Source organism: Desulfobacter curvatus DSM 3379 (assembly GCF_000373985.1).
In the GTDB taxonomy this organism is placed as follows: Bacteria; Desulfobacterota; Desulfobacteria; order Desulfobacterales; family Desulfobacteraceae; genus Desulfobacter; species Desulfobacter curvatus.
This window is the reverse complement of record NZ_KB893102.1, coordinates 16,791-28,490: the sequence shown is the minus strand read 5'-3', so window position 1 is coordinate 28,490 and position 11,700 is coordinate 16,791. Positions and strand designations below refer to the sequence as shown.

Below are 11,700 nucleotides of genomic sequence, written 5' to 3'. Positions count from 1 at the left end.
GCCATTGAGGCTTTTGTGAATTTTGGTTGCATCGCTACAGGTACCCTCCAAATACTAGCACTGAACTACAATGAAACGATCTGGCAACGGTATATGGGATGGCTTAGGACCGTGACTTCAAACGTCCCATCAGAAGAGGTGGTTCAATCGGTGATCCAACAAGAATATTACCATAATTTTAGCGCTTTCAGTACTGACGCGATTTATGGCATAATTACGGCAAAGGCCCGCAGGCACCATGAATGTCAGCTTCCACTGGTTGCCTGATTGCTACAAAACTTCAGACTGTCAAGTTATATACTGATATATACTGAAATGCCTTTGGATAGTTGCCTTTCTTGCTTTCATGTGCGGCTTGCTTAGCAAGTTGATCAACATATTCCCCAGCAGAGTGGCTAAAAGCAACGCCCCTCCGGATAGAAAAATAAAATGACTCTGTTATATTTCATCATTCTGATTACTTTTTTTATGATCCAACAAAGCATTTTCAAGAGTTCTCCTGAGGCAAACCGGCAACATCAACAATATCCAAACGGTTTCTGTATAAATCATGGTGATGGTCAGACCGCAAGTAAGAATGATCACAATCGTAATAGATATACCAAAAGCAAGCAATTTCAAATCGTTATAAATATCAAATGGTAAATAATCAATATATCGGTTTAACCGTCTGATTTCAATCAGGCCAAAAAAAATCACAAATGTGAAAACTAAAAAACCCAATACTCCCATTTCTGCAATGCACTTCACATAGGTATTGTGTGAATCCAGTCCTGCATGTTCAGGAAGATAGCTGCCGATAGTCTGATACCAGTTGCCAACACCGATACCAAGCGGTTGATCAATTACCATCCGTACTCCCGCAGCCCACAGGAGAAACCGGTTTTCAGCAGACGCATCTCTTTCCTCGCCTTCGGAAACAATAATGGTGGAAATTCTTTCAAGAAACTGCTGATCTGCCACATATAGACCGCCCATTGCCCCGAGAATAAGCCCCAAGGCAATTTTTTTCCGAAATTGTTTTGGAGCCATAACCACAGCGCTCATACCACCCATTATAATTCCAACTAAAGCGCCTCGGCTTCGACACAGGACAACGGTATTAGCTGTAAACGCAGCGGATATGATACAAAGAATACGAAGTGCCCAGTTCTTACTTCTTAAAAGCTGTACACCGATAAGCGGCAGCATGGCAGCCATGAACGCTGCAAAAAAATTTGCCTCAGCGAAATCAGCCCCACCAATACCTTCCAGACGCCCGCTGACATAGGCTCGTCTAGGCAACTCCCATGATTTAATCCCCAATGACAGAGCACAAAGGATAAATACCCACAAAAGCCCTGAAAGTTTTTTGCGGTCAGTTATGATATGAGTCATCAGCAGAACGAATAAAACTATCTTTGTAAACTTCACTGTGGGATGATCTGTAGTTGTATACCTGCCCATAGTCTCAGCACTACCAAAGTACGACATCCACATGAGCGACAGAAATAACAGGCAGCATACCTCTTGAATTGTAATAATTGAAAAGCCGAATCTAAGCTTATGTTTTTGTAAAACAAAACCACCAATGGTTGCCAACGCAAGGGTAAAGGAATAACGAATGCCAAGGCCTGAGAATGGTGCCTCCCACCATTGGTCCGCTGTCCCGATACAATAATCGGCTAAATATCCGTAAATCCCAAGATGGGGCAGAAAAATGGCTCCAGCAGTGCAGGTTAAAAATATGGAAATAAAAGCTAAAGATTTGATGGAGAGCATATCTTATCTGTCTACGGGCCTAATTAACCTTTCAAGTTCTGCAACTTCTTTTTTCATTCTTTTTTCCCATGTCCAGAAAGATTCTGCCATTTTTTTTTGTTGAACCTTCATTTTTTCCCTAAGTATCCTGTTCTCGCAAAGGATAGCCAGATTCTGGCCCAATTCCTCGCTGTTATCTTTACCCGACAACAAAGCATTGCAATTGTGTATTAATAAATCAGATGTGGAGGAATCTTTAATGGAAATAACCGGAAGATTTGCCCACGCGGCCTCAAAAAGGGGATTACACCGATTGGTAACATCATTGGTAATCATAAAAATATTTGCCACATTCATCAGACCCCATATATCATCATGATCAACAGCTCCTATCCAAAGGACAAGGTCTTCTATACCAAGCTTTATTGCCAATTTTTTCAGGTTCTTTTTTTCCGGACCATCTCCTGCCACAACCAACTGGCAGTCCACGTTTTTTCTTTTGCAATAGCTAATGGCGTAAAGCATTCGGTCAATCCGCTTCCAATTGCTTAAACGGGAACATGAAATTGCCCAAATGCTTTCAAGTCGCAGTTTTGGCCCAAAGCGATTTACAAGATCTTGTCTTATGGTTGACGGCTTTTCCGAAGGCGGGTCAATACCATTCTGCCAGAACCGAAACCGATGATTTGGAATTTTAAATTTTTCAGCTACTTCATCGCCCCTGGTTCCGTCGTTTGCGCAGATCAGCAGGTTGGACGGCACCAGGTATCCGGCTGCTGCGGTCGGATACCGGAGAGAAACAAAAGGCTTTTTCATCAAATCCGCCAAAAAAGTTCCATAAAGTCTTGTTATGTTTGGGATTCTCCATTCCTTCCCAAGAATAAATCCAGCCAGTGCCGCATACTGGTTATGGGAATAAACAAGGTCTGGAGAAAATTTTCCCCGGTAGCAGACTTTATTCCCTGCTTTAACAAGACTGAGCGTTAATAAAAGCAGCATTGAAATATTGATCATGCAACGGATGGGGTAAGGAATGGTGTTTCTTCCAAACACCCGGCTGACTCTGTTGCGAAATGATTTTATTACTGGAAGCCATTTGCAGGGAGCAGTATACACTTTATACGCGCCGGTTCGTTCGATACTCAAAGGGGCAAGGTCATCGGAAAACAAGTCGTATCGCGGTAGGATCACCTTAATTGTACAGTCTTCTCTTATATGCCCGGATAATGTTTCCCGCAAAGAGGGCATGCCGCCCTTCCCGTCCATCGACCAGATTGGGAGCGCTGAGATATGAAGTATTTTCATCTAATTGTTTGAACTCTTGTTTTCTATCGTTAAAGAAGAATTTTGGTTTCGTTGGGTTTTGTAATAGACATCCCGCAGAGTATGGTTTGCCCACAAAAAAAGAAAATGTCTACAAGGGAATTTTGCCCATGGCCGCCACCATTGTTTTATTTTCATTTTCTTAGCCGTATTTTTATAAATAACATTTAATAACAAAAAAAGTTGAGAAAAAATAAATATTTTGAGTGGAGTTGGAAATTTAATATTTAGGCTTTGTGTAAATTTTTCTAAATGTTTTTGTGCCTCAGCCGTCGATGGCCAAAACAGAGTTTCATTTGATGCTGTATTTTTTTTACGAATCCCAAAACTCGAACGTTCGATCCCAGCTTCTTCTGCCAACCTCCTTGCAATTGGGCGATCATAACTTGTCCCCAAAGTCCAAGGTTCCATCTCTTCCAATAAACTTATTTTTTGTATCTCTTTTGCCTTTCTGATTCCCCACCAAGGAACAACTGTTACAAATAATCCTTCTTCCAGCCTAAATTCGCATAATAGAGCATCCATATCTCCTCGTGGTTCTACCAAATTTTGATGTAAGCGATCCCAGACAATATCTCCATAACTTCCGTTAAAAAACAAACATAAAGGCTTTGGATAATCAAAAAGAGTTAAATTTCTTCCTCCCGCATGCCCAGCACTGGCCCAGGAAAAAATTTCTTTTTTATAATTTTTTTTGGAGTGCTTTACTTGTTGACACGATAATCCTAACTTTTTCGCTATATCAACACCTGAATCGGAACCACGCCAAAGACTTGAAGAATTGGTAATAGTTACAGCTTTTTTACATCCTGCATAGCGGGAGATCACAGCCGTTGCAACCGAATCATAGCCAGATGAAATACCCGCTAACATCTCAATTTGAAACCGACGTTTAATTGAACTAGCGTTTTTACCTAATTTCTCTGCAGTTTCTTTAAGAAATTGTTGATATGAATTGAAATCAGTAAAATTTGGAGTAATGCTTGGTTTGTCAATCTCAATAATTGATTTAGAGTTCCAGATCAAATTTTTATAGTAAACTATGTTAATATCAGCTCCAGATGATGGAATTTGTTTTGTGTAACTATAGAGTCCTTTCCTTTCGATAGTCATTATATCTTCAGAATAGTGTGAATAATTTTGCCGCAGTGAAATGTTAGAAACACTTAAAAGACCTGGCAGCGTGTTGCTTACATAGATTATATTTTGACCCGTTGTATGCCATAATCTATCGACGCCTGTCGCAGAGCTTACAAAAATTAATTCATCTTTCCTTTTTCTAATACCACTACCAAAGATAAGATCTGAATAATCAAAGTTACCTTTATCAAAAGCACCATCCCAGACTCCCTCAATAGCCCAATCATTATGAACTTCTACCATTGGGCCATGAAGGATTTCTGCCTTCTTTGTTTCAGATAAAATGGCGACCCAAGCAAGCTTAGGCCAAAATTTTATTTTTTTAAAAATTAACTCCATAATTATAAATTATTCACCACGTTAGAGTTAAGAGTACGTATTATCTTTGCAGGGGAACCAGCGACAACCGAAAAAGGCGGGATATTGTCCCTCACTATAGATCCTGCCCCCACAATACTACCCTTGCCAATTTTTACATTTGGAAAAATTATTGATCGAGCCCCAATCCAGCAATCATTTTCAACAACGATAGGCCCTAACTTCTGGATCATTGACTTTAGTTCAGGATGTTCACCTAATTTTGATAAACCAGGATAGCTACTAGATATAAAAATTACATATGGAGCGACCGCAACTCTTTTTCCAAAAGTAACTGCCGGTGGCCTTTTAGCCATACCTAGAATAAGCGTTCCATAATTAATTTTACAATCTTTCTCTATCGGAATTCCAGATTTTCGCAACAAAAGAATCCTTATTTTCCCATTCACACAATTTGCTGCTTTATTACGAAGGATCGTTGCTGGATAACACCACCAAAATAATGAATAAAATATCCATTTTGGCCCTTCATTTAGCCCTGTACGTATTTTTAAACCAATATCAAATAGGTTCGTTATTATTTTTTTCATTGTTCTAAACAACATTAAATTTTTTAAATTTTCCTATTGCTTTTTTTCGAATATCTTTCGGTATGAGAAAAATGGAAGCAATTATAACCCAAATAAAAATAGAGATAAAAACGAGAATAAAAAATGAAATCCAATCAGTTGGACTAAAAAGCCTTACAAGATAGTAACAAAAAACAGAAAAAATTCCAGTACTCAAGATTCCAGGAGCAACTGAGGATTTAATGAAGGTTGATAGTTTAATGTTTGATTTATTACAAAGATAGACCGGTAAAATGATAGTCGGTATCAGAATACGACCAATCAATGTGCCCATGGCAACTCCAATAATTCCTAAGTGAAATATTGAAACAAAAAGGACAGATAAAACAAGGTTCACTAAGGCTTCAAGCATTGAGACACTTGCCGTAAATCTAACATAACCCATCGCTGATAATACGTTTATACAAGGATGGATATATAATGTCGGAAACTTCGAGAGGGAGAGAACTAACATAACTCCTGCTGCAGCACTTACAGACTCCTTGCTGAAATTATCCTGGTACATCCACAAGTGGATGAATGGTCGTGAAAAAAATAAAAAACCAATATAAACCAACAAACCAAAGCAGAGAGTAATTTTCAATTGACGATAAAATAAATGTCTCACCTCACCTAATGTGCCGCCTGATGCTGCCCTTTGGATAGTCGGGAAGAATGTATTCCCAATAAGACCTATGAATGTGGCAGAATAATAAACCAGCATAGCGCCCACGTTATATTCACGTACATCTGCCACGCTTAAAAAAACTCCCACTATAACTAGATCGCTTTGTCCGATGATTTTAATTGCTGATTTTGAAATGAAGGCTGCTATGCCGTAATTCAATAATTCTTTCAAACGCTTTTTTGAATATAAAACAGGGAAAGATCTTAGACTTCTGTGAACTTTTCCTGCAAAAAAACGATTGCCTATTACTGCACAGATATTCCCTATAATAATAGCTAAGACCAGTCCCCATAAATCCCATCCCATTTCCAGGGCCAGAATAGTCACTATTGTTCGTATGACCAAAACCCCCAAATCTATACCGCGGGCAACATCAAACCTATCATGGGCGGCAAGGACACTAGAGTAAATAGCAGCAATAACTGATAGCCAGACCGTAATCACCATAAGGGGAAGAAGCATACGCACTGTGTGATAGTGTTCCGGGGATGCTCCTTTGAACATAACCGGAAAAAACCATCCAAGGATAATCCCTGATACTAAAATTATTCCTCCTACCAAAGTGAAGAAGCCGAATCCTGCACGAATCGTTTCATCAACACCTTTTTCATCACTCTTACCCAAATAAAGAGCGACATGCCGCCCCACGCTGGCACGCACCCCAAGGTCAAATATTCCCATATAGCCAGTCAATACATTTAACAGACTCCAGATACCGTATGATACGGCATCCAATTTCCCGACAATATACGGCGATAGGAAAAATAATACTACAAGGGTTGCGGCGTGACCCCCCCAATTGAAGGCTAAATTACGTAGGTGGATACGAGCACTCATGATTGTAAATGTTAATTTTATTAATTTGAAAGTGGTTTGTGCGGAGTAATCTTTTCACCCAGTAAAATTTTTTGCTGTAAAACTTTCATATGGTCGCACCAATGGGATCCAGTGTTACAACCCTTTTTTATAGCACTCAATGCAGCGTTCTTTTCACCGATTACCGCATAAGTCTCGGCTAAGTAGTACCATATCTTTCCGCTTTTTGGACTTCTTTTCAACAGACTTAGATAGTCTTTAACTGCGTATTTATAACTTCTTAATCCAAGATAACAGTCCGCTCTAAATTTTCTTGCTGCAGGGAATTTCAATTTGTTATTTTTTTCATCTTTTTTAATCACCAAAGAAAAGTTCTTAATAGCGCTTATATAAACTTCCATACGACCAAATACAAAACCTCGGACATAATAGCCTGCTAAATTGTTTGGCTGCAACTTTATCGCTTTATTACAGAACTTCATAGCCATTTGGTGATTTCCTTTCTTGCTTAAATATTCTGCTTTGGATAATAAAGTTTGTACCTTTTGATCAACTGTTAAGGCGTTTGTTACAGACACATTAACTATAATAGAAACAATCAGCAAAACTATGTTTAAAAATATCAGTCTCTGTATGTACTGCATTTTCCAAAAACACGATTCGTCCATAAAAGGCATCTTTCAGTGCAAATCGATATTTGTCATATAGTTATTCCCGTAAGGATCCATAACCTCTATCTGCCACTTCTGGTTAACAACTTCTTTCTTGTTCCCCAAAAAAACATAAGGTGTTCCCTCAAAAGACTCACATAAAGCCACTTTGGCACTGGAAGAAGTGGCCCTAAGCTGGCCGGTTTCAGGCGATGCGGAGAAGGAATGAAGTTTAACTCTAAGCCAGATTTCCTGAGCGTTGTCTGCCCCTTTTTTAGTTATTATATGAACATCCTTATTTTGTTCAAATTCAGGTGTAGTCGTGTCTTTAGATTCAGACAGAGGCCAACTATACAAAGGATCTCCTATAAAAGTTGTGATCCATCCCAGATGGGCTTGATTCATGAGAAGAACTTCCCCAACCGTATATCCTCTAAAAAAAAGGGGATAAAAAATTTCATCATCCCACCAGCTTTTATTATGAATGTGTGGGGCTCCATTATATACCTTAGCAACACCGGCCGTAACTGTGATCCCCATAGATAGATCTCTCACCATTTCACCCTTTCCCCAGCCGTTATGGGAAGTAACCGTGCCGGCTATTCCTCCCGGCAGATAAACCGGTTTACGGTTAAAGAAGCCATCGGTCGGGGAAAAACGAAGAAACGCCAACAGGTCTCTTCCTGCACCGCCGTAGTAGAGATGATAAATTCCCTTTTCCCAGAGCCATTGCCCGGCATTCGTCCACTCCAATTTTCCAACCCTGTCCACAGTTTTCTCGTTAACCATTCGATCCATCTTACCCATGGCCAACCCACCATATTTTGAAGCATAAACGGCCCGGTCAATGAGTCCTTTCGCAGCCATAGGCGTCGGGGCGTCAATCCGCATTACAAAATACAACTGTCTGTTTTTACAACTGTTTCGTTCTTTTGAAGTAAAAGAAGCAGGCGGTGGGATCTTATCAAGAGAGATATCTTTTTTCTCATAGACCAATGGATGCATAAAAGGGTTGGCTTTTTTGCCGTACAATGGTCTTGCCTGGGGCGTTCTGAGATAAAATGCCGTAAAAGGACCGAGGTTTTGGAACCGATGAGGTTGGGGCTTTGATCCCATGATTGCATCAAGATTGTAATACATAAGCTGAAGCCGTTGTTCAAGGCTGATGATACTGCCATAGTTGTTGATATACTCTGTAATTCCACGGGCAATACCGTACGGAGCAACAACAGTTCTCGGCAGTCCATAGCACACGACCATGAACAGAATGTGGTCTTTCAGCAGTGTTTCATCAGCCCTGGCGTTTTCAGGGGCCCCCAGGAAATTTTTAACCTGGTTTTCGATATATGAAAGATACATCTGGTCATCGCGTTTCCCATCCGGACCGGTTTCACTGAATTCCACATTCTGGAAATCAGTATACTTTGCCTCCCATTTATGCAACTCTCCAGTGGCATCGTTGCAGCTTGCATGAGCGGAAAAAGAGCCGGTAAGAAAGCTTCGGGCATTGGTCCGAACATTCCATGGGCCATTAGTTTGGATTTGCACTCGATTACCATGCCGACTTTTCCCATTATCGACCAGCAGTACCGCATTTTTAAGATTTTTTTTAAGCTGGATCTTTAAGGAGCCAAACAACCATTTTTCACCTTTTTGTCGGGGAAGGGTGAATTCGAGCAACCTGCTATCACGCATATCTTTGGTTTTAGCAAATTTTATGATTTTACCATTTTTTCTTAAAATAACGCCTGAAGCATTGTCATGACTCTTTTCAGAGAGATGGTGTTCATTGAGAGAGCTGTCTTTTAGGTGCTTTGTCGCATGTGAACAACTGAGACCTAAAACATAAGGTTTTTCACCTGTTTTGGGATCCGTGTGCATGGATATATAATGATCTGCAATCTCTTTGGAGTCCTGCCCGGGGTCGGTAAGAGGATCATCCGCTTTCCAATCGGCATTATAAAGAACCAATACCTGGGATGGGGCCACTGCATATACTGTGCCCATCGGTTGAATGAGACACGTCACGCATGCATATAAAAAGATTTGAATGGATTTGAACCTTTGTACCATCAATTTATTGCAGTGGAAGTATGGCCTGAAATTCTTCTCCGGCTTCCTGGAAAACCGGTTCAAAGCCAAGCCGCCTGGTTTCATGGCAGACCATGGGAATTCCCCTGCCAAGCTTATCAATATATCTTAAATTTTCCATAAATTTTACAATAACCGGGTTAACCGCATAACTTACACCGCTTTTCAATTTTTCAATGGTAACCGTGTTTGGCAAACGGCCCGGGCTGATAAACTCAATTCGGTCATCAAACTGCAAAATTCTGATCCTGGAACCATGGATTGAATAATTGCGGTGGACACAGGCATTTACCAGTAGCTCTCGGAATACTTTGTCCGGGTATCTCTTTGATTTAACAACCCGCTTTGCTTTTTCTATTGTTGAAGCTTCCATGATATTGTGTTTAACAACAGACAAAGCCGTATCAATCTGAAAAGCAAGAGGCCCCTCAATAACCTGGCGGTCAATTAGTTCGTCATTCAATCCTGTTCCGGCAAAATGGGCATAACTGATACTCGCATTTTTTAGAAATTTCTGGGGATATGTACCAAAAAGCAGAAGTCCTGCAACTGTTACCTTCTTTTGGTCTGTCAGTACGTCGGTGTTGATTAGTAATGAACTCACATCCTTTTCATCATCAATATCAATCTCATATCTTTGAAAATACGATGAAACCGATGTCATGTTTAAATGTTTTAAAGAGGTGTTTTCAACTCCGGTCAAGTCGTAATGGAACATCCCTGCGTGCTGAAACATACGCATCAGCTCGGCCTGTGATGCCACTCGGCTGGTAGACCCGATTCGGATATGATATAAATTTTTGTTTGTTTGGTAAGGTTTATCGCTCCCTTTGGGAATATCGATAATAACGATTTTTTTGTCGTCAATTTCAACAATAAGGCAATCTGCCTGGATAGCAGGAATAATATTCTGTCTGGATATGTTGGCTACCCATTCTTCCCAGTTTTTTGAATCGTCCACACCACAGATCTCTGCCTGGTCAGTGACCCCGATTAGAATCGTTCCGCCCTGGGTGTTGGCAAACGCTGCCATTTCTTTGGCAATGGAATCCGGATGAACTTTTTGTTCTTTAAATTCTAAAAATTGATTCTCTCCCTGCTTAATCAGGGCTTTGATTTTGTTGACTGCCGCATCAGTCATTTATTTAAAGCGTTCCATATCGGCTTAAAAATATCGATTAATCAAATCCAACTTTGCCTGCCAAGTTTCTTTTGACATGGCTGATACACGGGCGGCCCGTTTTTCATCAGAATTCCCTGAATCAAGCAAATTGGATATTGCCTGTTCCATTGTGTGTGGGGTGTCTGCAAGTTCTACCAGATGATCGTATTTTTTAACCTCCGGCATGGGGGTTGAAACCACCGGTAAGCCGGCAGACAGGTATTCGCGTAGCTTGATGGGATTCACCGCATGGGTTAATTCATTAACTTTGAAAGGAATCAGTCCTATGTCCAGATGGCGGCAGAAGGCCGGCAGGTCCTGGTACGGTTTGCGGCCGAGGAAATGCATGTTCGTGGTTGCTTTGTATTTGCCGAGATCTATACTCGAGTCGGCATCTCCGATCAGCACGAAGTGCCATTCCGGTCTTTTTTTCGCAATCTGCCAGAGCAGATCCACATCCACCCAGTCGCGGATCAGGCCAAAGAATCCCAGGCGGGGCTGGGGGATATTTTGCAGTTCCTTCGGGCAGGCAAGATTTTCCGTTACCGCACGGTTGAAATGATGAAAATCGACGCCGTGGGTAACAAGGATGGTGTTGGGGTTCCAGCCTTTTTTCTTTTCCTGCAACACCATGGAGGTGGTGATAACCAGGTTTGATTTCCGGCAGAGTTCTTCTTCATCTTTTAGGACTTGAGCTGTATCGTATCCAGAAAAGGCGGCATGGTCATCCACGCAATAATAAACAACTTTTTCTTCATTGAACTGATTCAGAACATAAGCAATGTCAGGGGTAAACGACCAGACCTGAATCGGCCCTTTCCGAATTTTTTTAAGAGCAAGCCTGATCTGATAAATCAGTAAAAACCGGTTAAGTTTCCTGGCAAAATCGGAGCTGGGCAAAGGAATAACCAGTGGGGTTAAAACAAAAAGATTCTTTCTCGGGTTTTTAAGGCCTTTGATGATCTCCATCAGCCTTTTTGCCATATACAAAAGGTCGGAAGAACTGGCTGTAGGTGTTCGGGAGGCGTGGTAGTTTATCCAAAGCACAATATTTTGTTCCGCCAGCAGGTGCATGACATGGTGCTTGCTGGTGGGCGGGGCATCATATCCGCTGGCAAAGCAGAGAATGGTTTTTCCAGTTAGCATGGCAATCGTAGTCCTTTG

The 11,700-nt window shown here is 41.0% G+C and carries 10 protein-coding genes; 1 reads left to right on the top strand and 9 read right to left on the bottom strand.

Annotated elements, in window-relative coordinates:
* On the top strand, positions 1-267 hold a 267-nt coding region (locus tag B147_RS32565), incomplete at its 5' end, for a hypothetical protein (RefSeq protein ID WP_033397847.1).
* A 171-nt stretch (positions 268-438) separates the two neighbouring features.
* On the opposite strand, the gene B147_RS0122975 is transcribed toward B147_RS32565, so the two are convergent.
* The 9 genes from B147_RS0122975 to B147_RS0122935 all read right to left on the bottom strand — a co-directional run bounded on the left by B147_RS0122975 (position 439) and on the right by B147_RS0122935 (position 11,682).
* Positions 439-1,761 (bottom strand): O-antigen ligase family protein, encoded by a 1,323-nt coding sequence (locus B147_RS0122975; protein ID WP_020589554.1) that lies wholly within the window; start codon positions 1,759-1,761, stop codon positions 439-441.
* A gap of 3 nt (positions 1,762-1,764) precedes the next feature.
* Positions 1,765-3,045 carry a glycosyltransferase family 4 protein gene (locus B147_RS0122970; RefSeq protein WP_020589553.1) on the bottom strand — a complete coding sequence of 427 codons (1,281 nt, stop codon included), beginning with the start codon at positions 3,043-3,045 and terminating at the stop codon, positions 1,765-1,767.
* Positions 3,046-4,542 (bottom strand): hypothetical protein, encoded by a 1,497-nt coding sequence (locus B147_RS0122965; protein WP_020589552.1) that lies wholly within the window; start codon positions 4,540-4,542, stop codon positions 3,046-3,048.
* A 2-nt stretch (positions 4,543-4,544) separates the two neighbouring features.
* Positions 4,545-5,126 (bottom strand): acyltransferase, encoded by a 582-nt coding sequence (locus B147_RS0122960; protein WP_020589551.1) that lies wholly within the window; start codon positions 5,124-5,126, stop codon positions 4,545-4,547.
* A complete protein-coding gene (locus B147_RS0122955; protein ID WP_211216965.1) occupies positions 5,116-6,510 on the bottom strand; it encodes a lipid II flippase MurJ in 1,395 nt (464 codons plus the stop codon). The genes B147_RS0122960 and B147_RS0122955 overlap by 11 nt, the downstream gene beginning before the upstream one ends.
* Positions 6,511-6,674: 164 nt before the next feature.
* Positions 6,675-7,301 (bottom strand): tetratricopeptide repeat protein, encoded by a 627-nt coding sequence (locus tag B147_RS0122950; RefSeq protein ID WP_020589549.1) that lies wholly within the window; start codon positions 7,299-7,301, stop codon positions 6,675-6,677.
* Between the two features lie 12 nt (positions 7,302-7,313).
* Positions 7,314-9,290: a hypothetical protein gene (locus B147_RS0122945; protein ID WP_157238002.1), complete on the bottom strand. Its 1,977-nt coding sequence runs from the start codon at positions 9,288-9,290 to the stop codon at positions 7,314-7,316.
* Between the two features lie 70 nt (positions 9,291-9,360).
* On the bottom strand, positions 9,361-10,515 hold the full coding sequence (locus B147_RS0122940) for an RNA-binding domain-containing protein (RefSeq protein ID WP_020589547.1): 1,155 nt from the start codon (positions 10,513-10,515) through the stop codon (positions 9,361-9,363).
* A gap of 24 nt (positions 10,516-10,539) precedes the next feature.
* On the bottom strand, positions 10,540-11,682 hold the full coding sequence (locus B147_RS0122935) for a glycosyltransferase (protein WP_020589546.1): 1,143 nt from the start codon (positions 11,680-11,682) through the stop codon (positions 10,540-10,542).
* Between the last annotated feature and the right edge of the window lie 18 nt (positions 11,683-11,700).

What these genes read in the sequence shown, in the direction of transcription:
- B147_RS0122975 (WP_020589554.1), bottom strand. Translation starts at nt 1,761, where the DNA reads ATGCTCTCCATCAAATCTTTAGCTTTTATTTCCATATTTTTAACCTGC.
- B147_RS0122970 (WP_020589553.1), bottom strand. Translation starts at nt 3,045, where the DNA reads ATGAAAATACTTCATATCTCAGCGCTCCCAATCTGGTCGATGGACGGG.
- B147_RS0122965 (WP_020589552.1), bottom strand. Translation starts at nt 4,542, where the DNA reads ATGGAGTTAATTTTTAAAAAAATAAAATTTTGGCCTAAGCTTGCTTGG.
- B147_RS0122960 (WP_020589551.1), bottom strand. Translation starts at nt 5,126, where the DNA reads ATGTTGTTTAGAACAATGAAAAAAATAATAACGAACCTATTTGATATT.
- B147_RS0122950 (WP_020589549.1), bottom strand. Translation starts at nt 7,301, where the DNA reads ATGGACGAATCGTGTTTTTGGAAAATGCAGTACATACAGAGACTGATA.
- B147_RS0122945 (WP_157238002.1), bottom strand. Translation starts at nt 9,290, where the DNA reads ATGGGCACAGTATATGCAGTGGCCCCATCCCAGGTATTGGTTCTTTAT.
- B147_RS0122940 (WP_020589547.1), bottom strand. Translation starts at nt 10,515, where the DNA reads ATGACTGATGCGGCAGTCAACAAAATCAAAGCCCTGATTAAGCAGGGA.
- B147_RS0122935 (WP_020589546.1), bottom strand. Translation starts at nt 11,682, where the DNA reads ATGCTAACTGGAAAAACCATTCTCTGCTTTGCCAGCGGATATGATGCC.